The 23,236-nt window shown below is 67.1% G+C and carries 10 protein-coding genes; 9 read left to right on the top strand and 1 reads right to left on the bottom strand.

The features are described from left to right. Nucleotides 1–47: 47 nt before the first annotated feature. The 7 genes from DFR39_RS14280 to DFR39_RS14245 all read left to right on the top strand — a co-directional run bounded on the left by DFR39_RS14280 (nucleotide 48) and on the right by DFR39_RS14245 (nucleotide 20,254). Nucleotides 48–1,847 carry a ShlB/FhaC/HecB family hemolysin secretion/activation protein gene (locus tag DFR39_RS14280; RefSeq protein WP_246030834.1) on the top strand — a complete coding sequence of 600 codons (1,800 nt, stop codon included), beginning with the start codon at nucleotides 48–50 and terminating at the stop codon, nucleotides 1,845–1,847. Beyond that, the gene (locus DFR39_RS14275) at nucleotides 1,844–14,758 is read left to right on the top strand and encodes a two-partner secretion domain-containing protein (protein WP_133604243.1); all 12,915 of its coding nucleotides are present in this window, start codon (nucleotides 1,844–1,846) and stop codon (nucleotides 14,756–14,758) included. Before DFR39_RS14280 ends, DFR39_RS14275 begins: the two co-directional genes overlap by 4 nt. 350 nt (nucleotides 14,759–15,108) lie before the next feature. Further along, nucleotides 15,109–16,092 (top strand): hypothetical protein, encoded by a 984-nt coding sequence (locus DFR39_RS14265; protein ID WP_211343874.1) that lies wholly within the window; start codon nucleotides 15,109–15,111, stop codon nucleotides 16,090–16,092. A 46-nt stretch (nucleotides 16,093–16,138) separates the two neighbouring features. Then, nucleotides 16,139–16,792, top strand: coding sequence for a VENN motif pre-toxin domain-containing protein (locus DFR39_RS14260; protein ID WP_133604241.1), 654 nt, complete (start codon nucleotides 16,139–16,141; stop codon nucleotides 16,790–16,792). 17 nt (nucleotides 16,793–16,809) lie between these two features. Then, nucleotides 16,810–17,196, top strand: coding sequence for a hypothetical protein (locus DFR39_RS14255; RefSeq protein ID WP_133604240.1), 387 nt, complete (start codon nucleotides 16,810–16,812; stop codon nucleotides 17,194–17,196). 46 nt (nucleotides 17,197–17,242) lie between these two features. Then, nucleotides 17,243–17,824: a hemagglutinin repeat-containing protein gene (locus DFR39_RS14250; RefSeq protein ID WP_162849533.1), complete on the top strand. Its 582-nt coding sequence runs from the start codon at nucleotides 17,243–17,245 to the stop codon at nucleotides 17,822–17,824. Nucleotides 17,825–18,016: 192 nt separating this feature from the next. After that, nucleotides 18,017–20,254, top strand: a complete 2,238-nt coding sequence (locus DFR39_RS14245) for an NADP-dependent isocitrate dehydrogenase (RefSeq protein ID WP_133604238.1) — start codon at nucleotides 18,017–18,019, stop codon at nucleotides 20,252–20,254. Between the two features lie 109 nt (nucleotides 20,255–20,363). Here DFR39_RS14245 and DFR39_RS14240 read toward each other — a convergent pair whose 3' ends face one another. Further along, nucleotides 20,364–21,431 carry a DUF72 domain-containing protein gene (locus tag DFR39_RS14240; protein WP_133604237.1) on the bottom strand — a complete coding sequence of 356 codons (1,068 nt, stop codon included), beginning with the start codon at nucleotides 21,429–21,431 and terminating at the stop codon, nucleotides 20,364–20,366. A 47-nt stretch (nucleotides 21,432–21,478) separates the two neighbouring features. Here DFR39_RS14240 and tadA point away from each other — a divergent pair, with 47 nt between their 5' ends. Next, nucleotides 21,479–22,048, top strand: coding sequence for a tRNA adenosine(34) deaminase TadA (gene tadA / locus DFR39_RS14235; RefSeq protein ID WP_133604236.1), 570 nt, complete (start codon nucleotides 21,479–21,481; stop codon nucleotides 22,046–22,048). Then, nucleotides 22,045–23,058, top strand: a complete 1,014-nt coding sequence (locus DFR39_RS14230; protein ID WP_133604235.1) for an LD-carboxypeptidase — start codon at nucleotides 22,045–22,047, stop codon at nucleotides 23,056–23,058. The genes tadA and DFR39_RS14230 overlap by 4 nt, the downstream gene beginning before the upstream one ends. Nucleotides 23,059–23,236: the final 178 nt, after the last annotated feature.

Here is a 23,236-nt window from a genome sequence, read left to right as displayed (position 1 = left end):
TGTGCACTGCCTTTGGGGCCCTCGTGGCCACGAATCAGGCAGTGTTCATGAATGCAAAATGTGCCCTGGGAGGGGCGGCCGGTCACCCGGCGCGTGGGGTATGGATGGTGTTGGCGCTGGGAGCCTGCGGGCTTGCTGCCGCGCAGGGCCAGGTGCCGGTGGCCGTGCCGGACCCGGCCGCCCAGCAGCAGTTGCAGCAACAGCGCGAGGCCGAACAGCGCAGGCAGCTTGAGCGCGAGCCCGATGTGCGGCTGCAAGACGCCCCGCCTCGGGCGACCAGCTTGGCGCGCGAACGCCTCGATGCGGCCACGCCCGAAACTCCTTGCTTCCAAATCCAGCGCGTCGAGCTATTGGGCCTCGAAGGCCTGGCGGCGCTGGAACATGTGCTGCGGCCCGCCCTGAATGGCCCCGAGGGGAATGACCCGCCCGAGGGGCGCTGCCTGGGGGTGCGCGGCGTATCCATCCTGCTCAGCCGCTTGCAGGACGCCCTGATCGCGCAAGGCTATATCACCACGCGCGTGCTCACCCCGGCCCAGGACCTGTCGTCCGGCCGCCTGCAGTTGCAGGTGGTGCCAGGCCGCCTGCACCAGATTCGCGTGCGCGAGGGCAGCTCGCCCCAGCTGCGCCTGGGCAATGCCCTGCCCACCCGCCCTGGCGAGCTGATCAATCTGCGGGACCTGGAGCAGGCCCTGGAAAACCTGCAGCGGGTGCCGGGGGCCCAGGCCGACATTCAGGTCGCGCCAGCGCAAAGCAGCCAGGAGCCGGGCATGAGTGACCTGGCCGTCAGCTACCAGGGCGGCCGCGCCTGGCGCCTGCAGCTGGCGCTGGATGACGGAGGCAGCGCCGCCACCGGACGCCATGCGCTGGGGCTGACCGCCTCGCTGGACCATCTGCTCACCCTCAACGACCTCTTCTACCTGACGCTCAACCGCGATCTGGGCCGGGTGGACCGTTCACTGCGCGGCTCACAGGGCCCGGCGAGCGGCAACGGCGGGCAGGTGCTGCACTACTCGCTGCCCTGGGGCTACAGCCTGCTGAGCCTGAACTTCAGCCGCAGCGGCTACCGCCAGGTGGTGATCGGCGCCAACCAGGACTATGTCTACCGTGGTCGCAGCGACAGCGGCGAGATCAAGCTCGGCACCACGCTCTGGCGCGACGCTCGCCACAAGTTTGGCGTCTGGGCCAAGCTCTATTCGCGTGGCTCGCGCAACTACATCGACGACACCGAGGTCGAGGTGCAGCGCCGCCGCGTGGGCGGCTGGGAAGCGGGTCTGCAGCTCAAGCGCAGCGGCGAGGGGGGAGGCAGCAGCGAGCTGAACCTGAGCCTGCGCCGCGGCACCGGCGCCTTCTCGGCCCTGCCCGCGCCGGAGGAAGAGTTTGGCGAAGGCAGCTCCCGCCTGGCCCTGCTGCAGGGCGAGTTGAGCCTGAACCTGCCGCTCACCCTGGGCGAGCGCAAGGCCCAGTTCAACAGCCTGTGGCGCGGCCAGCTGGCCCAGCGCCCCCTGGTCGCCCAGGACCGCTTCGCCATTGGCGGGCGCTACACGGTGCGCGGCTTTGGCAGCGACAGCAGCCTGTCCGCCGACAACGGCCTGCTCTGGCGCACCGAGATCGAGTTGCCGCTCAGCAGCCTGGTGGCCGGCTATGCCGGCGTGGACCAGGGCTGGGTGGCGGGCGGCCCCGGCGCCGAACGCCTGGCCGGCCGACACCTGGCCGGCCTGGTGCTGGGCACCCGCTGGCGCTGGCAAGGCCTGTACCTCGACGTCTTCGCCGGCATGCCCCTGCGCCAACCCGAACGATTTCCCGAAGCACGCCTGAACGCCGGCTTCAACCTGACTTACTCGCTATGAACCGCCTCCAGTACCGCATCGTCTTCAACAAGCAGCGCGGCCAGCTGATGGCCGTTGCGGAAACCGCCAACAGCCAGAGCAAGAGCAGTGGGCAGAGCCCCGCGCGGCGGCGCCGTCGGGCCCCGCGCGCCATGGCCGCCCTGGGCACCCTGCTGCTGGCCGGCGGGGTGGGCCTGGGTTCACCCGGCGCGGTCTGGGCGCAGATCCGCCCGGACGCCAGCGCGCCCAAGAACCAGCAGCCCACGGTGCTCACCACCGCCAATGGCACGCCCCTGGTCAATATCCAGACGCCCAGCGCCGCCGGTGTCTCGCGCAATAGCTATAGCCAGTTCGACGTCCAGGACAAGGGCGTGGTGCTCAACAACGCGCGGCGTGACGCCGCCACCCAGCTGGGCGGTTGGGTCCAGGGCAACCCCTGGCTGACCCGTGGCAGCGCCCGGGTCATCCTCAACGAAGTCAACAGCGGCCAGCCCAGCCAGCTCAAGGGCTTTGTGGAGATCGCCGGCCAGCGCGCCGAACTCATCATCGCCAACCCGGCCGGCATCCAGGTGGACGGCAGCGGCTTCATCAATGCCAGCCGCGCCACGCTCACCACCGGCGCCGTGCGCCTCGGGGCGGATGGCGGCATCAGCGGCTTCGGCGTGCAGGGCGGCCTAGTCCGCATCGAGGGCAAGGGGCTGGATGCCAGCCAGACGGACTACACGGCCGTGCTGGCCCGCGCCGTCGAGCTCAATGCCGGCATCTGGGCCCAGGACCTGCGCATCACGACCGGGACCCGCGAGACCAGTGCAGAGGGCGCGCCCGTCGGCGAGACCCTGGTGGCCCTGGGCGACACGCCGCGCTATGCCCTGGACAGCAGCGCGCTGGGCGGCATCTATGCCCAGCGCATCACCCTGGTCGGCACCGAGGCCGGCCTGGGGGTGCGGCAGGCCGGCCAGATGCAGGGGCAAGCCCTGACCCTGAACGCCCAGGGCTGGTTGGAGAACAGCGGCACGCTCTACGCCCAGGGCGATGGGGCCAGCTTGCAGGTGCAGGGGCGCGACGGGGTTCGCAACGCGGGCTGGATGGCCAGCCAGGGCTCCATCACGGTGGAGGGTCAGCGCGTGCAGGGCGAGGCTGGCAGCGTGACCGTTGCCGGCCTGCAGACGGATGGCAAGCTGGAAGGAACTGCCGAACTGCGGCTGCAGGCCAGCGAAGCCCAGCAGCACGGCGGGCTGCTGCTGGCCCCGGGGCTTGTGCAGATGCAAGCACCCAGCCTGGATCTGCGCGGCGCCCAGGCGCAGGCGGGGGAGTTGCGGCTCAGCGGAGCCAGCTTGCGGGCCGACCGGGCCCAGCTCAGTGCCCAGACGCTGCTCAGCGCCGAACTCCAGCAAGACATCAGCACCCAAGGCGCCAGCCTGGTGGCCGGCCAGCTGCGGATTCAGGCGGCCACCGCGGACAACCGAGGCGGCGAGTGGCTCCATCTCGGCAGTCAGGCGCCACAGATCCAGATCAGTGGCCTGTTGAATCTCGAAGGTGCACGCGTGGCCGGCAACGGCAGTGAGCTCCCGCTGCAAGCCGGCGAGCTGCGTGCGCGCGGCGCGCGCCTGGAGCAGTACGGCAGTGGTGCGCTGCGCGTGAGCGGCGACAGCCTGGATCTGCGGGAATCCACGCTGCAATCGCTTGGTGCGCTGGCCTTGCAGGGCGGGAGCCAGCTGGATCTGCGACAGGCCCGCGCGGGCAGCAGCGGCGAAGCCCTGCTGAGTGCCGCACGCGTCGATCACCGGGGTGCGCAGCTGTCGGCCGATGCCGGCGTGCAGCTGCGGGTGGGCGAGCAGCTGCTCAACGAGGGCGGGCAGATCCAGTCGGCGGCCGGTGCGGTCACGCTGCGCGGCCAGGCGGTCGTGAGCAATGCCGGCGGCGTGATCGCCGCGCGCGAGACGCTGGACCTGGAGGCGGCTTCGCTGAACCAGTCGGGCGCTGCGGTGCTGGCGGGGCGGGACGTGCGCTTGCAGCTGCAGGCCGGCCTCAGCCAGGGCGCGGACAGTCGCATCAGCGCCGATCGGGATCTGCGCGTGCAGGCCCGGCAGCTCAATAGCGAGGGCCAGCTGCGTGCCGGCGCTGCCATGAGCCTGGATGCCCGGAGCAGCGCGGATCTGGGGGGCAGCAGCTATGCCGGCGCTCGGCTCGATCTGGACAGCGGTGGCGATCTGCGCTTGCGCGGCCTGCTCGCGGCCCAGGGGGACGTTCGGGCCCATGCCGATGGACGCCTGCAGTCCGACGCGGGCGCCACGCTCGCGGCCGGCCTGGGCGCTGATGGGCGGGTGGGGGAGGGCGGCCAGCTCACCCTGGGGGCGGGGCGGGGCCTGGCCCTGCAGGGCCAGCAGTTGGCGGCCGCGCTGTCGATCAACAGCGCTGGCTCGCTCGATCTCAGCCGTGGCCAGCTGCAGGTGACGGGCCAGCTGGCCCTGCAGACCGATGGCAGCCTGAACACCGATGGCGCCCAGCTCACGGCCCGCAGCCTGAGCCTCAGCGCTCGCGACTGGTCCCATGTGGGCGGCCAGCTCCGGCTCAGCGGTACCCAGGCGCAGCAGCTGATGCTCCAGGGGCGCTTGGACAATCAGGGCGGGCTGATCCAGAGCAATGCCGAGGTGCTCACGCTGGAGGCCGGGTCGCTGGACAACCGTCGTGGCGAGATCCAGCACAGCGGTCAGCAGCTCAAGCTCAAGGCCCAGACCCTGGACAACGGCGCCGGTCGCGTGCTCGCGGCGGGCGATGTGGCGGTCCGGGCCGGCCTGGTGGACAACCTCGATGGCCACCTGTCCGGTCGGAATCTGGACCTGCAGGTCCAGACCCTGCGCAACAGCGGCCAGGGCCTGCTGGCGGCCGAAGGCCAGCTGCAGTTCGAGGGCGACACCCTGCTCAATGCCGGCAGCGTGCAGGCCAAGGGCGCGCTGGTGCTCAGCAGCCGCGGTGTGCTCGACAACAGTGGCCGCATCCGTGCGCTGGGGGACGCCCGGCTCAGCGCCGCCCAGCTGAACCAGCAGGGCAGCAGCAGCGCGGCCGCTGGGCTCACGGTGCAGGCGGACCACCTGCAGGGCAGCGGTCTGTTTGCGGCCGGTCTGCGCGCGGACAACACGCTGGACGGCGCCTCGGCGCTGCGCCTCAGCGTTGGCCAGCGCTTGCAGCATGCCGGCAGCCTGATGGCGGGCGGGCTGCTGAGCCTGGACGCGGCCGAGCTCCAGCTGCAGGGCGCCCAGATCCAGGCCGGCCAGTTCAGCGCCAGCGCCCGTGGGGGCGCGCTGAACCTGGACCGGACCACGGTGGCGGTGGCTGCCGATCTGGGTCTGCACAGCGGGGCTGAGCTGCGCACCGAGGGCGCCCAGCTCAGCGCGGCCCAGCTCAGCGTGCAGGCGGTGGACTGGCTCAATGCGGGCGGGCAGATCGGCCAGCTTGCCGCAGGCGGCGCGCTCGAGGCCCGCCTCACGGGACGCCTGGACAACCGCGGTGGGCAGATCGTGGCCAATGGCCAGCGCCTGCAGCTGCAGGCCGCGCAGCTGGACAACCGCCAGGGCCGCATCGTTCAGACCGGTCAAGGCGGCACCCTGAACATCCAGGCCGACACCCTGCTGGGCGAGCGCGGCGCGCTGCTGGCGCAGGGCCGGCTGGACCTGCAGATGGCGGGCGTGGCCGATCTGTCCCAGGCCCAGACCCAGGCCCAGCAGCTGGCGCTGCAGGCCGCCAGTCTGAACCACCAAGGTGCCCAGACTCTGGTGCTGGGCGATGCCCGGCTGGAAATAGCGGCAGGTCTGGACAACCGGCAAGGCCTGCTGCAGAGCACGGCGGCGCTCACCCTGCAGGCGGGCAGCTTGCGCAACGAGGACGGGCAGCTGGATGGCCGCCAGCTCAGCTTCAGCGGCGGCCGCCTGGACAATCTGGGACAGGGCCTGCTTCAGGGCCGAGAGGGCCTGAGCCTGACGCTGGACAGCGTGCATAACGCCGGTCGCCTGCAATCGGGCGGCGCGGCCACCCTGCAGGTGGGCGCCGAGCTGCGCAATAGCGGCCTGATCTACGCCCAAGGAGACGCCCGAATTCAGGCCGGGCACGTGCAGCACAGCGGCACCGTGGCCGCGGCGGGCGATCTGCGCGTGCAGGCCGATAGCGTGGCGAGCAGCGGCAGCTTCGCGGCCGGCCTGCGTCCCGACAACAGCCTGGCGCCCGGCGGTGCGCTGCATCTGCAGGCCCAGGGGCAGCTACAACACAGCGGCAGCAGCCTGGCGGCGGGCGCACTCAGCCTGAGCGCGGCCGAGCTGGCCCTGCAGGGCAGCAAGACCCAGGCCAGCCAGATCGCGCTGCAGGCTCGCAGCGGCGAGCTGAGCCTGGAGGGCGCGCAGCTCGGCAGCGCTGCGGCCTTGCAACTGCAGGCCGCCACGGCGCTGGATACCCGTGGTGCCCGCCTGAGCGCGGCCCAGGTGGACATCAGGGCCCAGGACTGGCGCCATGCCGGCGGCCAGCTGCTGCAAAGCACGGCCAGCGGCCATCTGAATGCCACGCTGGGCGGTCATCTGGACAACCAGGGGGGCCGTATCGAGGCCGCAGGCCAGGGCCTCACGCTGGAAGCCGCTTCGCTGGGCAATGTGCAGGGCCGTATCGTCCAGGCGGGCGCCGGCCTGCTGCAGCTGCAGGCCGGCTCGCTGGCAGGCCGTGAAGGCCAGATCCTTGCCACCGGCGATCTGCAGCTGGAGATTGGCGGAGCGGCCGATCTGAGCCAGGCGCGCACCCAGGCCCGACAGATCACGCTGCAGGCCGACAGCCTGCAGCACCAGGGCGGCCAGCTCTTGGCCGGCACCCAGGCCCAGCTCACGCTGCGGGGCGCGCTGGACAACCAGGCAGGCGTCCTGCAGGCCCAGGAGGCCCTGCAGCTGCAGTCGGGCGCCCTGCTCAACCGTGATGGGCAGCTCAGCGCCAAGCGCCTGGATCTGCAGCTGGAGCGGCTGGACAACGCCGGCCAGGGCCTGCTTCGTGCCGAGCAGGATCTCAAGCTCCAGGCCCAGACCCTGAGCAACACCGGCACAGTGCAGGCCGGCGGGCTGCTGGATCTCAAGCTCGACGCTGACCTGATCAACAGCGGCAGCCTCTACGCCCAGGGCCAGGCCCGGCTCCAGCTGGGAGGGGGGCTGCAGAACAGCGGCACCGTGGCGGCCCAAGGGCATCTCGGCGTGAACGCCCGCTCGATCAGCGGCAGCGGAGCGCTGGCGGCGGGCCTGCGCGCGGACAACATCCTGGGCAGTGAAGGCAACCTCAGCCTGCAGACCAGCCAGGGCCTGCAGCAAGGCGGCAGCCTGCTGGCTGCCGGTACGCTCGATGCCAGTGCTGCCGAGCTGCAGTTGCAGGGCAGCCGCGTTCAGGCAGCTGCCATCACGCTCAGCAGCCGCCAAGGCCCGCTGGCCCTGGACCGCAGCCTGCTGTCCAGCCCGGGGGCCCTCACGCTGCGCAGTGCTGGGGTGCTGAGCAGCGAGGGGGCCAGCCTGCAGGGCGCCACCGTGGACCTGCAGGCCAGCGAATGGCGGCACGCCGGCGGCACGCTCACGCAGCGCGGCAGCGGCGGCACATTGCTGGCCCGCATGGCGGGCCAGCTGGGCAACGCCGGTGGGCAGATTCAGGCGGAAGGCAGCTTGCTGCACCTGGAGGCGGCACATCTGGACAACGCGGGCGGGCGCATCGCCCAGGCCGGCAGCGGCGAACTCCGCCTGCAGCTGGGCAGCCTTGAGGGACGGGCCGGCAAGATTCTGGCCTCGAGCACCCTGAAGCTGAACGCCACGGGCGCTGTCAATCTGGCCCAGGGCCAGACCCAGGCACATGACATCACGCTCCAGGCCGCCAGCCTGGATCACCAAGCCGGCAAGCTGCTCAGCACCGGTGCGGCCACCCTGACCGTGGGCGGCCAGCTGGACAACCGTGGCGGCAGCTTGATGAGCCGCGGCCCGATGCAGCTGCACAGCGCCAGCCTCAGCAATGGCGGCGCAGGTCTGGTGCAGAGCGAGGCGGCGCTGGTGCTCTCCACCGACGCGGGACTGGACAACCAGGGCGGTCAGCTGCGCAGCGGCGGCGAGATGACGCTCACGCTGGGCGGCTTGGACAACCGGGCCGGCGGTCAGGTGGGCAGCGGGGGCGCGCTGCAACTCAAGGCCGGCGCGGACGTACTCAACCAAGGCGGCAGCCTGGTGGCCAAACAGGCCCTCCATCTGGAGGCGACATCGCTGGGCAACCAGCAGGGGCGCATTGCCAGCCTGGACGCGGGTGCCACGCTGCGCCTCAGCGCAGGGCTGGACAATCTGCAAGGCCAGTTGCAGGCGGCCCAGCAACTGGATCTGCGCAGCGGCGGCCCGCTGAGCAACCGCCAGGGCGAAATCTCCGCCGGCCGACTCTTGCTGGACAGCCAGGGCCAGTCGCTGGACAACAGCGGCGCTCGCCTGCTGGCCAAAGAGCTGCTGGAGCTGCGCAGCGGCACGGTCAACAACCAGGGTGGGCTGATTCGCTCCGAAGGCGATCTGAACCTGCAGCTGCAGGGCGCCGCACTGAACAACACGCGTGATGCCGCCATCAGCAGCCCCACGGGCGTGCATGCCGTGGGCAAGCTGGATCTGAACGCTGCCAGCCTGCTCAATGAAAACGGCATGAGCAGCGGCAGCACGGCGCGCTTGAGCGTGACCCAGCTCAGCAACCGTGCCGAGATCGCAGCACAGACCCTCACGCTGGCCGTGGGCGACACCCTGGACAACCGGGGCGGGCGCCTGGTGGGCAGCCAGGGGCTGGACGCTCAGGCCCAGCAGCTGCTCAACGCTGGGGGCCTGGTGTACGGCGGCAACACCCTGACGCTGCGGGTGGACCGCGGCATCGACAACCGCAACACCGCCGGCCAGGACCAGGGCCTGCAAGGCGGGCACCTGCTCGTGAGTGCCGCCCAGCTGGACAACCGCAACGGCCAGCTGCGGGCCAACGGCGATCTGCAGCTCAGCCTGAGCCAGAGCGTCAACAATGCGGCGGGCCAGATCGGGGCCGTGGGTGAGCTGAGCCTCAGCGACGGCGGGGCCTCAGCGCAGGTCTCGGCGCTCTCGCTGGACAACCAGGGCGGCCGCATCTGGGCCGGCAGCGCGCTGAAGCTCTCGGTGCGTGAGCTGGTGGGCGGCGTGAGCGGCGAGATCAGCAGCCGGGGCTCGCTGAGCCTGCTGGGCTTGAACGGGGACTGGGTCTACGGCGCGGGCAGCCAGCTGCAGGCAGCGGGTGATCTGAGCCTGGGACTCTCGGGCCGCTTCAGCAACCAGGGCGTGCTGCGCAGCGGGGGCAGCCTGAGCATCCAGGCCGTCCAGATCGACAACGAGGCCGGCGGCGAACTCAATGGCCGCCTCACCTTGCTCAATGCCGGCAGCGGCACGCTCAGCAACCGGGGCCTGATCGACGGCGAGGGCGTGGCCATCACCGCGGGCCAGGTGCTGAACCTTGGCAGCGGCCGCCTCTACGGCGGTGACATCACCCTGGATGCCGCCTCGCTGCGCAATGAGCGGGAAGGCGCCCAGGCCGCGGTGATCGCCGCACGCCGCTCCCTGGACGGCAAGTTCAGCGGCGAGATCAGCAACCGGGACGGCGCCCTGATCTTTGCGGACGGCGACCTGAGCCTGTCCGGCGCCAGTCTGCTCAACGAGAACGCCACGCTGGAAGCCAGCCGCTGGCTGAAGCTGGACCTCACCGGGGGGCTGGTCAACCGCAGCGTGCATGCGGGGGCAGGCAGCGGGCAGGACAGCAGCAGCAGCAACACGCCGGTGCGCCTGCTCGACAGCAAGGCGCTGATTCGCAGCGGTGGGGATATGCAGATCACCAGCAGCGGGACGGTTCTCAATAGCGGGGCGACCATCGAGGCGATCGGTGACCTGCAGTTGAAGGCTGGGGATGTGCGGAATGTGAATCCGTATCTGATGTGGAGGGCCGCAGGCGATCCGCTGGGTGATCGGGTTCGGTTTGTTGGGTACTACCCGGTTTACTACGAATGCGGCGGAGATAGCGGCTTCACCTGCACGGACAACGTCGCCGTTGACGAGTGGGTGTACCTGAATGGCCGAACGGTTATGCGAGCCTGGGGCGATTTCGTCCTCGCAAATCCTGGGCGTGCATATCAGATACAAGGCGCACCAGCCCTTGTTCTCAACGATCGCATTCTGAAGGATGACCTGATTGTCTTTGAGCCGTACACAACTAGCGAAACTGAGAACGGCGTAATCACAGGGATTAGTTTCGAGGGCGGCGACAAAATCCGAGGGCGGCATCCGGGCCAAGCCTGGGAAGAGTTCGTTGCTGAGAAACCGAGCTATGCCCGCTTCATGCCGGAGCTCGTGAAAGGTGGCTCTGCTGAAGCTACTCAGTCGTCGGCGGCTCGAATCACTGTGGGGGGACAGCTGCGCATCACGGGCGCCCAAATTACTAACGACATGAGCATTGTCGAGGGGCGTGATGGCGTGGCCATCACGGGCGCTGCGGTGAACAATCTGAACCGTACCGTCACCGTCACGGACCCAGGCAATGGCACGCAGCGTCAGGTGGCGCTGACCCTGCCCACTCACGCTGGCGCCAGCTTGCCCGCAGCAAGCGCGCCCGGCAGCCGCGCGCAGGCCGGTAGCGTGGGCGTCGGTCCAGGCGCCGGTGCCCAAGCGGGCGCCGGCAGTGTGGCGGTGCAGGCATCCGGTGGCGCCGGCCTCGGTGGCTTGACCGGGCCATCCGCGCAAAGCGTGACGGCGGCAGCGCAGACCGGGCCCGATGCGGGCGCCGCGGCGGGCTGGCGTCAGGATGCCGGCCTCACGGCCCAGGCGGTGCGGGCCGGCAGCGCGGCCAGCGTGGACGCCAATGTGCAGGCGGGCTCGCAGTCGGCCCGCGCCGGGGTGCAGGCCGCGCTGCGGGCGGCGCTGCAAGCCCAGGCCGGCGGGGCGGATGCCCAGGCTTCGCAGCTGCGCCAGGCCGCACAGGCGGCGGCGGTGGATGCCGTGAATGCCGGCAGCCTTGGGGGCGGACGCGCGCCCGGCGCGGCCGCGGCTCAGACCCTGCGCGGAGCGGCGGCGAGCTTCAGCGGCGCCGGCCTGGCGCGCAGCGTGCCCGTGGGGCTGGGCCTGCCCAGCAACAGCCTGTTCAAGACGCGCAGCGAATCGAGTGCGCGCTACCTGGTGGAGACGGACCCGCAGTTCGCCAACTACCGCGAATGGCTGTCCAGCGACTACCTGCTGCAGGCCGTGGCGGCCGACCCGGCCACCACGCAAAAGCGCCTGGGTGACGGCTTCTATGAGCAGCGCCTGGTGCGCGAGCAACTGGGGCAGCTCACGGGCGCCAGCTTCCTGCCGGGCTACAGCAGCGACGAGGCCATGTACCGCGCCCTGCTGGACAACGGCGCGAGCTTTGCCAAGCAGCACCAGCTGCGCCCCGGCGTGGCCCTGAGCGCCGAGCAGATGAGCCAGCTCACCACCGACCTGGTCTGGCTGGTGGAGCAGGAGGTGGCCCTGGCCGACGGCAGCCGCCAGCGCGTGCTGGTTCCCCAGGTCTACCTGCTGCCGCGCGAGGGTGATCTGCAGCCCAGCGGGGCGCTGATCACCGGCAAGCGCGTGGAGATGGCGCTGAGCGGCGACTTCACGAACCAAGGCCAGGTGCGCGCGGGGGAACTGGTTGACGTCAAGGCGCTCAATATCAGCAGCAGCGGGGGCGGCATTCGAGGCGTCAGTGTGGCCTTGAGCGGTCAGAAGGTAGACATCAGCAACAGCGAGGTGATCGCGGGCCGCAGTCTTGCCATCACGGCTTCGAACTTGGGCATTGACCGCTCTTTGCTCGTGGCGGGGCAAGGCACGGTGAGGCTTGAGGTCCAAGGCGACGTCAGTGTTAAAGCATCAGCGCTGAGGGCTGGCGGATCACTGTTGCTGCAATCCAAGCAGGGCAGTGTGGACCTGGTCGACACACAGCTTCGCGCGGCCGGCCAAACAGCCGTGATCGCAGCTCAGAGCATCACAACGGGAAGCACCCAGACCCAGAGCCAAAAGCTCGTCGACGGCGTCACCATTCAAAGCCTGGAAACTCTGAACAAGACGCGCATTGAGGGCGACAAGGGCGTGACCCTGTACGGTGGCACGCAAGTGCACTTGCAGGCCACGGATCTGAGTGCGGTGCAGGGCAAAGTGAGTGTGAGTTCGGCGGGCACGGTCCTGCTGGATCACAACACGGACACCGAGCAGCGGAACTGGACCACGAGTTCGACCAAGCGGGGTTGGGGCGGTCTGAAGAAGAAGACAACGGTCACCCAGCACGAGGAACTCAAGGCCACGGCGGTGCGCACGACGCTTGAAGGCCAGGCCATTGAGGTGCTGGGGCAGAACGTGATCAGTGTGGGCGCGAAGTTCGACAGCACGGGTCTTCTGCACGTGGAGGGCGTGGACAAGACGCTGCTGTACTCCGCAGAAAACACCCATAAGACCTTGACCGACAGCACCAGCCGTTCGAGCTTTGCCGGGATCGGCTACCGCAAGGTATCGAGTCAGGATTTGAGCCTCAAGACTCAGGCCGTGCGCACGGAGCTGGTCTCGGACCAAGCGGTCCGGATAGGCGTGGGTGAGCGTACCGAGCTGATCGGTGCACGCATTCAGGCGCCAGAGATCTCGTTCGTGCGCAGGCCCGGTGAGGGGGCGACGGGCGAGCTGCTCATTGGTGCTGCGATTGAGAGGGACCAGGCCAGCTCTCAAAGCCGTGCGGTCACGGGCGGCGTCTGGCAGAAGCAGGAGGGGCAGGGTCACGACCGCAGCACGGGGCAGATGAGTGAGCTGCTGGGAACGGTCAGCGTTGACGCCGGTGTGAAGCTCAGTATTGAGCTGCCGCGCGTGGCCGAACCGGGCAGTGGCGCAGCCGTGCCCAGCTTGCAGGAGCAGGTGCAGAAGCTGGCCGGCCAGCAACCCGGCTTGGCCTACCTTGAACAGCTGCGCAGCCACCCTTCGATCAAATGGAGCGAGGTGGAGCTGGCCCAGCGTGAATGGAGCTACAAGCAGCAGGGGCTGACCGGAGCCGGTGCAGCGCTTGTGGCCTTGGCGGTGGCCTGGGCCACGGGCGGCATGGGTGTTGAGTTGCTTGGCTCCACGACCGCGGGAACCACCACCCTCGGCGGTGTGACCCTGGCGACCAGCGCAGGCGGCCTGACGGCCGCCGGAGCGGCCCTGAATGCAGGGTTTGCAGGTCTGGCCGCGAGTGCGAGTGTCAGCCTGGTGAACAACGGCGGGGACATTGGCAAGACGCTCAAGGAACTCGGCAGCAAGGACAGCATCAAGAACTTGCTGACCAGCATGCTCACGGCAGGAGCGCTCAACGGCTTGTCCAACACCCTGACCCTCAATGGTCAGACCCTGGCCAGCATCACACCGCAGAACAGCGGCTTCGCTGCCAATCTGGGCAAAGCCGTGATCAGCAATGTGGCCAGTGCCGCGATCAACAGCACGTTGACCGGAGCCAGCTTGGAGGACAGCATCAGGACCGCGCTGGTGGGGGCGATGGCCAGCACGGCAGGGGCGTTTGGTGCCCAAGCCATTGGCAGCATGACGGTGCCCGATGCGCAAGGGAAAAGCGTGCTTAACCCCGCTGGCCAACTGCTGGCGCACGCGCTGGGGGGCTGCCTGGCAGGTGCAGCGGGTGGTGGGTCGCAAGGCTGCCACAGCGGCGCCATTGGTGCGACGGTGGGTGAACTGGCGGCACAGTGGTTCGACCCCAACGGCACCAAAACAGAGGCCGAGGTGCTGGAGTTTGCCAAGCTCATGGGCGCCACCGCTGGCGCGCTCACGGGAGACGGCAGCGCAGCGAGCGTGAACACGGCGGCCAATACAGCCGCCAACGCGGTGCAGAACAATTACCTGGAGACGCGCGACCTGAAGAACGCCATCGCGCAGTTGGAGAACTGCAAGGTGGGCTGCGACAGCCTGCGCCGGCTGCTGTTGGGCAATGAAAGCGCTGGTGGGCAGCAAAAGCCTGTGGGGCGCCTGGTGGACCAATGCAAAGCCAACCCGCAAGCGTGCAGCACGCGGGTGCAAGACATGGCCCAGGCGTTGCAAGACCTGCAAAGCCCCGAGGTGCGCGCGGTGTTGGGTGGCGCGACTGCGGACCGGCTGATCCAGCGCCAGGTCAATGATCTGGGGCAGGCGCTCAACGCGCTGCAGTGGGGTGCTGAGCACGTGCAAAGCAGCACCGCCATCATGAGAGGTGCGCTGATGGTGGGGGCGACAGCGACGGGGGCTGGGGTGTTGGTGCATGTGGGCCGGGCCTTGGTGGCTGCCTGCGGCAGCGGCATAGGCACACCGGCGTGCACTAGCTTGATGACAGACATCAGCATCGGTGCAATTGAAATCGCAGGTGGTGTGCCAACAACTGGAGTTACGGCGCCCGTTGTTGGCTCGGGGGCGACAGCTGCGGCGGCTGCCAGACTGACCAACGCGGTGAGAAGTGCCGATCCAGCTGCGGTAGTTCAAGAGTTGCAGCTGGTGATTGCGGAGGCGCGAACGGCGGGTGGGGTAAACAGTGCACCGAAGGTTGTTGAGCTTACCTTTGACAAAGGCACAAGAACCTGGACAACGCCTGCAGGTGTTGACTATGGACCGGGTTCAGTGCACGGCAATCGTGTGCAGCACGTTCTTGACCATGCTGTACCGAATCCGAACAAAACAACGCACACTGTTTTCAATGTGGATAGAAAAGAAATCCTGGGGCTAGTAGATGAAGCGTGGTTGGCGAAAGGTAATCCTTTGCCAAATGACCCTGGTGCGTATGTCGTTCCAATGGGGCGAGTTATTGGCACTGCCGGCGAAACTAACATTAAAATCATTGTACGGCCTGGAACGAGTAAAATAATTACTGCTTATCCCGTTCAATAAGTAAGGAGCTGGAAATGTTGTGTCCTAGATGCGAGCAAGGTGATATAGCTGTAGCGCAGATAAAGAAGACCGGGCAGGATGTTTACGTATGCCAAGAATGCGAAGCCACATGGTTTTCGCTTGCTGATATAGGTTCTAAGCCATTTGTGGATTTCGGAACTCACATGGAGAAGTTGGGTTTGTTGCCGCTGTGGGATGAGTTAGATGTTCAAAAGGCGTAGCGCTCGGTGCTGGCCGAGGTGAACTCGGGTCGCTCTAAGTACGGATGGCTTTAAGGTATAAGGTGTCACCGTCAAAGTGGGGCTGCCAGCTCCCGGCACAACAGGCGTCGCAGAATTCAAGGTGGAATCATGGCCCAGCAAATGAACCGATGTGATCGCATGGGTGTGAACCCAAAGTGGCCTTCCTACAAAAGCGTGTTGGGGCGCATTGCGAAAGCACTCACTCACGAAGATTTTCATCGAAACGCCATTCGTGAGTACGTGACCAGAGAGGATGCGGCGCCCTCACAACAATTGCCGAACAAGCGCAACATAACAGACTACACCACAGAAAGGCTAGCAAGGGTCCAAGCATGCCGAGCATTGGCAACTGCGCCAGACAACCCGAGTTGGAGGCCTGATTTGGCCTATTGGATACGCTACTACCAAGTTGGCATCAAGCAAGCGTTCTTTTGGCACTATCGATACGGCATCCTGTTCCCGCAGCATCCAGACGGCGGCCTTCGGATGTTCTCCATCCAAACCGCCGCCAACATGATGGCCGCGATGGCGATGCTTGGCTGGAAAGACGCCGTGATCCACCAAGGCTATTTGACCCATGCGGCGCTCAATCGTGGGCACCAGCTGGTGATCGAATACGAAGAGGAGCACCGCCGCGCCCAAGCCTTCATGCTGCGCCTGTTTGCCGACTGGGTGGGCGATGTCTCACACCAGTGGCCGGGCTATGCCTACGACGAGCCGATCTACGAAGCGCTGTTGGCCCACTGGCGCACGCCCAACCCCGACGATCTGGTGCCTTGCCTGCTGGCCGCGTGCGACCGCCACACGTGGCAAACCGGCAAAGAGAGCCAAAAAAACTCCTACGACTTCAACCAGGACAGGCATCTGGAGCGCGTCCCGGTGGAAATCCTTTTCATCTTCCGGCTGCGCGAATGGGAAGGACTGGCCAACCCGAGGCTGGATCATCCCTTGATGGCCGCACCCTTTGACCAGCTTCCACCCGAGCAAGCTGTGCCCGAGCTCGATGAGCTCATGCAGGGCGTGCTCAAGCGTGCTCGCGAAGACTGGCCTGACTACGATGCCGTGCTGTCGCTGGACGCTTTGAAAGCCTGAGATCAGCAGTGCCGCTGCGGCACAAACTGGATGCCATGCCGGCGCCATGGTGGGGGAGTCGGCGGCCCAGTGGTTCAACCCCTCGGGGGATCCCGGCAAAGCCGCAGAGACCGTCGCCTTTGCCAGCTTGATGGGCGGTGTGGCGGGCGCCCTGGCTACCGGTGACGGCACGGCGGCGAGCGTCAATACCGCAGCCAACACGGCGGCCAATGCGGCGCAGAACAACTACCTCAACCATGCGCAGTGGAGTGAGTTCGCGAAGCGCTTACCTGCCCCGAAAGCCGGTGAAGTTGTGCCCAATGCGATGAGTGCAGCGGAAACCGCTCAGGCTGCTGATATTGTTGCCTTCAAAGGTGGAAAGTTCGTAGGGCAACCGGCTTCCAACACCCCAGGTATTGATGGCTGGCTCAATGGCGTACCTGTTAGCCTGAAGGAGGTGACAGGCAATGGTATGACGGCAGTTCAACGAAATGTAATAAGCGGCGCCAATCAAATGAGTAAGGCCGGCCAAGTTGGGGATATGTATGTTGATGCAACTAAGGCGGGTGTCGCGACTCAAGATGTGACAAGCTGGGTGAAGCCAGGGTCGCCGATTGCAAACGTATTGAATGAGGGGGTTGTCAATAACATTAATATCAAAACCACAAATGGCTGGGTAATATTGACCCGCTCTGCTATGAAGGTTCCGGGTGCACCATGAGAGATTCTTTTATACCCATGGCAACCAATCCCACGCATGATGAGTTAATGGTTGCTATAAAAGATGGCTTTGTTTACTTTAAGCAACAAGTGCCGACGGTAACATTTGAGCCGGTTGGTCCTTGTCATAAAAACTCCTACGTGAAGGGCGCTGCTGAAAATGAGTGGTGTTGGGTGTCGATTGATGAGCAAGCGATAGACGAACGGATACCAAACTCTGCGAGATTTTTGGGGGCTGTTAGCACTCGAGGTGATGATTTGTTTGCCGCTGTGGTGGTGTACTCAATTTGCAAGAAATTTGGTAATTCCGTTTACGATGATGCAGGATATTTGAATTCCGGAAAGGAGTTCACCATTGCTGAGTTTGAAGAGGCATTGCGCGCCAGACTAGACAGCTGTATCTAGTCGGACCTGCAAAATCCCGCCAACCCGCATGAACACTGAGGTGGCCGTGAGCAACCCAGTACTCAACGCGGTGCAAAGCGCGAGCAGCCAGATCAAGGCGGCCGGCCAGAGCAGCGACTCGCGCGTCAAGGCCCTGGCTGCGGCCAATGTGGCGATAAATACCAAGCAGGCGGTGGATGCGGTGAAGGGCGGCCAGGGCCAGGTGCCGACGGGCCAGAAGAATCCGGACGGCTCGTCGGTCATGACCGACGGCAACGCCGCCGACAAGGCCGGGGGCATCGGCCTGAGCTTCACCCTGGGCGCCAGCCGCAGCCAAAGCCAGCACAGCAGCAGCGCGGACCTGGCGCGGGGCAGCAGCGTCACGGCCGGCGGCGACATCAGCATCCGCGCCACGGGCGGCGGCGCAGACAGCGACCTGACGCTGCGCGGCAGCACGGTGCAGGCTGGGGGCAAGACCCGGCTCCAGGCCGAGGACCAGATCAACATCCTGGCCGCGCAGAACACCACGCAGGAAAGCAACAGCCAGAGCTCCAAGAGCGGCAGCGTGGGTGTGGGCATCAAGCTGGGCGCGGGCGGGCTCAATGCTGGTCTCAGGCGCTGCGAACTGCCTGCCTCCGAATGCTCGTAGAGCCGCTGCCTTGCAGCGGCTTTTCTTTACGCGGGCCTGTCATGGCAGCGCTTGCAGCGTTTTTCGCATCGTGGAGTCAAATTGCAGGAAAATGCGGCGTGAACATCTCTGTGCCTCGTGGCGCAGGGTGTGATTTTTGTGTCGCTGCTGCACTGTGAGCGGGTGCAGCGCAAGAACTACAGGACAACACTCATGAGCACCCAGCAGCCTGACATCATCTACACGCTGACCGACGAGGCCCCTTTGCTGGCCACGGCCAGCTTCCTGCCCATCATGCAGACCTTTGCCGAGCCGGCAGGCATCAAGGTGGGTACCAGTGACATCTCGGTGGCGGGCCGCATCCTGGGTGCCTTTGCCGACTGCCTGAGCGAAGAGCAGCGCGTGCCGGACAATCTGAGCGAGCTGGGCAAGCTGACCCTCAAGCCCCAGGCCAACATCATCAAGCTGCCCAATATCAGCGCCTCGGTGGCCCAGCTCAAGGCGGCCATCAAGGAACTGCAGGACAAGGGCTACAAGATCCCCGACTTCCCCGAGAAGCCCGAGACCGAGGAACAAAAGGAGATCCGCGCCCGCTACAACAAGTGCATCGGCTCCGCCGTGAACCCGGTGCTGCGTGAGGGCAACTCCGACCGCCGTGCGCCCAAGGCCGTCAAGGAATACGCCCGCAAGAACCCGCACAGCATGGCCGAGTGGAGCCAGGCCTCGCGCTCGCATGTCTCGCACATGCATGGCGGCGACTTCTACCACGGCGAAAAGTCCATGACCCTGGACCGCGCCCGCACCGTCAAGATGGAGCTGCTGACCAAGAGCGGCAAGACCATCGTGCTCAAGCCCAAGGTCGCGCTGCAGGACCGCGAGATCATCGACTCCATGTTCATGAGCAAGAAGGCCTTGCTGGAGTTCTATGAGCGCGAGATCGAGGACGCACACAAGACCGGCGTGATGTTCTCGCTGCACGTCAAGGCCACCATGATGAAGGTCTCGCACCCCATCGTCTTCGGCCACTGCGTGAAGATCTTCTACAAGGAAGCCTTCGAGAAGCACGGCAAGCTCTTTGACGAGCTGGGCGTGAACGTCAACAACGGCATGGTCGATCTCTACAACAAGATCGCCACCCTGCCCAGCGCCAAGCAAGAAGAGATCAAGCGTGACCTGCACGCCTGCCACGAGCATCGCCCCGAGCTGGCCATGGTGGACTCGGCCAAGGGCATCACCAACTTCCACTCGCCCAACGACATCATCGTCGACGCCTCCATGCCCGCGATGATCCGCGCCGGCGGCAAGATGTATGGCGCCGACGGCCGCCTGAAGGACGTGAAGGCCGTGATGCCGGAGTCGACCTTTGCCCGCATCTATCAGGAGATGATCAACTTCTGCAAGTGGCACGGCGCCTTCGATCCCAAGACCATGGGCACGGTGCCCAACGTCGGTCTGATGGCTCAGCAGGCCGAGGAATACGGCTCGCACGACAAGACCTTCGAAATCCCCGAAGACGGCGTGGCCAACATCACCGACCTGGAGACCGGCGAGGTGCTGATGAGCCAGAACGTGGAGCAGGGCGACATCTGGCGCATGTGCCAGGTCAAGGACGCCGCCATCCGCGACTGGGTCAAGCTGGCCGTCAACCGCGCCCGCAACTCCGGCATGCCGGTGGTCTTCTGGCTGGACAGCTACCGCCCGCATGAGGCCCAGCTGATCACCAAGGTCAAGATGTACCTGCACGAGCACAACACGGCTGGCCTGGACATCCAGATCATGAGCCAGGTGCGCGCCATGCGTTACACCCTGGAGCGCGTGATCCGCGGCCTGGACACCATCAGCGCCACCGGCAACATCCTGCGCGACTACCTGACCGACCTGTTCCCCATCATGGAACTGGGTACCTCGGCCAAGATGCTGTCCATCGTGCCCCTGATGGCGGGTGGCGGCATGTACGAGACCGGTGCCGGCGGTTCTGCGCCCAAGCATGTGCAGCAGCTGGTGGAGGAAAACCACCTGCGCTGGGACTCCCTGGGTGAGTTCCTGGCCCTGGCCGTGAGCCTGGAAGACCTGGGCCTGAAGAACAACAACCCCAAGGCCAAGGTGCTGGCCAAGACCCTGGACGCGGCCACCGGCAAGCTGCTGGACAACCGCAAGGGCCCCAGCCCCAAGACCGGCGAGCTGGACAACCGCGGCAGCCAGTTCTATCTGGCCCTGTACTGGGCCCAGGAACTGGCCGCCCAGACCGACGACGCCGAGCTGGCCAAGCACTTCGCGCCCCTGGCCAAGAGCCTGAGCGAGAACGAGCAGACCATCGTCAAGGAACTGGCCGAGGTGCAGGGCAAGCCGGTGGACATCGGTGGCTACTACAAGCCCGACACCGAGAAGCTGGCCACCGTGATGCGCCCGTCCAAGACCTTCAACGCCGCCCTGGCCGCCCTGCGCGGCTGAGGCAGCGGATTGCGGCCCCGTCCTACGGGGCCCTGATGCCCAGCGCGATGGCGCGCGAGCCCCTGGGGCTTGCGCGCCACTTTTCTTTTCCGCAGCCGCTGTCCTGGCTTCAGCGCTTGGGCGCCCTGTCCTGGACCAGGGGCTGGACCAGGGCCTGGGCCAGGGCGCGCACGCTCAAGGGGGCGCAGCCCTCGGCATGGTTGCTGATGCTGATATAGGCCTTGTGGCCGGCGCCGGCCGTGCCGCGTATCACCCGGGCCAGGGCCTCACGGGTTTCGGGGTCGGGGTCCAGCATGCGGTCGAAGGCGCCGTACTTGCGGCCGGCGTCCTCATAGCCATAGGGGCCGTGCAGGCGGTTGAGGTTCCAGCGGCAGACCAGGGGGCCGGGCCAGAGCGCACGCAGCAGGGGCAGCTGCTGGGCCAGGGGCGGCAGCTTGGGGTGCAGACCCAGGCAGTAGGTGGCGCCGCACTCGCGCAGCACGGCGGCAAAGTCCGGCGTGAGCCATTCGGGGTCCCGCACCTCCACGGCGATCACGCCCTCGGGCGTGGCGCTGCGTAGATCGGGCAGGGCGCGCAGCAGGCTTCGCAAGCGCTCCAGCTGCTCGGGCATGCGGGCCAGCATCTGGGGTGTGAGCGGGCTGAGCTGGAAGACCAGGGCGCCGATCTTGGGGCCCAGGCCCTCCAGCGCCGGCTGCACGAATTCCTGCAAGGCCAGCTCGGGATTCAGGAAGACCGGGTTGAGTTGCTGGCCCCGGCCGCTGCCCTCGGCGCGCACCAGGGCGTCACTCACCAGGCTGGGTGCCTTGACCGTGAAGCGGAAATCCGCCTGTACCTGGGCCGCATAGCGTTCGTACTGGCTGGCACTCAAGGGCCGGTAAAAGCCGCGGTCCAGGCTCACGCCGCGGTGCAGGGGCTGCAGCGCATAGGTGGCCAGGCCGTGGCGCGAGAGCAGGCTTTCGGCGTAGGCCTTGTCCCAGACCAGGCCGGCCCAGCCGGGGTAGCTCCAGGAGGAGCCGCCCAGATGGATCTCGCGGGGCAGGGCGGCGGCCAGGGCGCGCTGCGCCTCATCCACGGGCTGTGGGCGGACCTTGAGGCCGGCGCTGGCCGGGGGCGCCGTGGCTGCCATGGGCGAAACGGCCGGGGTCAGCAGCTCCTCGGGAAACAGGGCGTCTTGCATACGGGCGCAAGGATAGCGGCCCGCCGCTTGCTACACTGCCCGGCCTCATGCAGAACCTGAGCCCCACCCCCGCCGACGAGTACGCCATGCGTCTGGCCCTGGACCAGGCGCACAACGCCCTGCTGGTGGGCGAGGTGCCGGTGGGCGCCGTCATCATGCGGGCCGGCCAGGTGATCGCCACCGGCTACAACCGCCCCATCACCACGCACGACCCCACGGCCCATGCCGAGATCGTGGCGCTGCGCCATGCGGCCACCCTGCTGGGCAACTACCGCCTGCCGGAGTGCGAGCTCTTCGTGACCCTGGAGCCCTGCGCCATGTGCGCCATGGCCATGATGCATGCGCGGCTCAAGCGCGTGGTCTTTGCCGCGCCCGACCCCAAGACCGGGGTGGCGGGCTCGGTGCTCGATCTCTTTGGCCAGAAGCAGCTGAACCACCACACCCATATCGTGGGCGGGGTGCTGGCCGAGCCCTCGGCGCGCCTGCTGCGCGAGTTCTTTGCCGAGCGTCGCGCCGCCGCCCGCCAGCGTCGCCTGGCCGCCCAGGCCGCGGCCTCCGAGGCGGATACCCCCATTCCCACCGGCGACGCCACCCACCTGGACCCCGAACAACCATGAGCTCCCTGACCCTCTACACCCCCGCCGGCGTGCTGGCCAAGAGCCAGCCCCTCAAGCGCGCCGCCAAGCGCCTGGGTCAGCTCGGCTTCGAGGTCGAGATCGATGCCGACGCGCTGGCGCGCCACCAGCGCTTTGCGGGTGACGATGCCACGCGCCTGGCGGCCCTGCACCGCGTGGCCGAGGCCGCGCCCTCGGTGGCCCTGGCCAGCCGTGGCGGCTATGGCCTGACCCGCCTGCTGGACCAGATCGACTGGGCCCTGCTGGCGCGCGCCGTGGAGCGCGGCACGCGCTGGGTGGGCCACAGCGATCTGACCTCCCTGCATCTGGGTCTGCTGGCCCACACCAAGCTGCGCAGCGCCGAGGCCTTTGGCCTATGGGCCGGCCCCCTGGCCTGCGACGACTTCGGCCGCGAGGAGGCCGAGGGTGGCGTGGATGAGATCACCCGCGACTGCTTTGTGGAAGCCATGCAGGGCCTGCTGGAGGCCGTGGGCTTTCGCACCGAGGCCGGCTTCGACGGCCTGCACGCGCGCGGCACGCTCTGGGGCGGCAATCTCTGCGTGCTGAACTCCCTGCTGGGCACGCCGCATTTCCCCAAGATCAAGGGTGGCATCCTCTTTCTGGAAGATGTGAACGAGCACCCTTACCGCGTGGAGCGCATGCTGCTGCAGCTGGCCCAGGCCGGGGTGCTGCAGGCGCAGAAGGCCGTGGTGCTGGGCGAGTTCAGCGCCTGGAAGAAGTCGCCGCTGGACCGCGGCTACACGCTCAAGAGCGCCATTGCCGCGGTGCGCGAACGCTGCCCGGGCCTGCTCATCCTGACGGGCCTGCCCTTCGGCCATGTGCCCACCAAGGTCTGCCTGCCGGTGGGCGCCAAGATGGATCTGGTGGTGCAGGGGCGCGAGGCCCTGATGATCTGGGGCCCGGACCCGGCGCATCACCAGCACGCGCACGACTGCGACGAGGCTTGCAGTCACGAGGCCGAGCACGAGGCCAAGCGTCCTTCAAGCCGGTAAGACCCGGCCCCGCGCCTGCGGGGTGTTGCCTCAGCCTTTGCCCTTATGATGGTGGGCCTTGCCTCCTGCACACGCGGCCACGAGCCGCACTGTCCGGGAGGCTCGTTGTTTTTTGAAGGATGCGACGGGGCGGACCCGCAAGCCCTCGCATCCGCTGTTGCTGGAAGGATGGGTTGCT

The organism is Roseateles asaccharophilus, from assembly GCF_004362405.1.
Taxonomy (GTDB): Bacteria; Pseudomonadota; Gammaproteobacteria; order Burkholderiales; family Burkholderiaceae_C; genus Kinneretia; species Kinneretia asaccharophila.
Note: the sequence above shows the minus strand (reverse complement) of the source record. Positions and strands in the feature narration are given on the sequence as shown.

Excerpts from the sequence above, each read along its gene's own strand:
- DFR39_RS14280 (WP_246030834.1), top strand. The coding sequence starts at position 48 with ATGAATGCAAAATGTGCCCTGGGAGGGGCGGCCGGTCACCCGGCGCGT.
- DFR39_RS14275 (WP_133604243.1), top strand. The coding sequence starts at position 1,844 with ATGAACCGCCTCCAGTACCGCATCGTCTTCAACAAGCAGCGCGGCCAG.
- DFR39_RS14265 (WP_211343874.1), top strand. The coding sequence starts at position 15,109 with ATGGCCCAGCAAATGAACCGATGTGATCGCATGGGTGTGAACCCAAAG.
- DFR39_RS14260 (WP_133604241.1), top strand. The coding sequence starts at position 16,139 with ATGGTGGGGGAGTCGGCGGCCCAGTGGTTCAACCCCTCGGGGGATCCC.
- DFR39_RS14255 (WP_133604240.1), top strand. The coding sequence starts at position 16,810 with ATGGCAACCAATCCCACGCATGATGAGTTAATGGTTGCTATAAAAGAT.
- DFR39_RS14245 (WP_133604238.1), top strand. The coding sequence starts at position 18,017 with ATGAGCACCCAGCAGCCTGACATCATCTACACGCTGACCGACGAGGCC.
- DFR39_RS14240 (WP_133604237.1), bottom strand. The coding sequence starts at position 21,431 with ATGCAAGACGCCCTGTTTCCCGAGGAGCTGCTGACCCCGGCCGTTTCG.
- tadA (WP_133604236.1), top strand. The coding sequence starts at position 21,479 with ATGCAGAACCTGAGCCCCACCCCCGCCGACGAGTACGCCATGCGTCTG.
- DFR39_RS14230 (WP_133604235.1), top strand. The coding sequence starts at position 22,045 with ATGAGCTCCCTGACCCTCTACACCCCCGCCGGCGTGCTGGCCAAGAGC.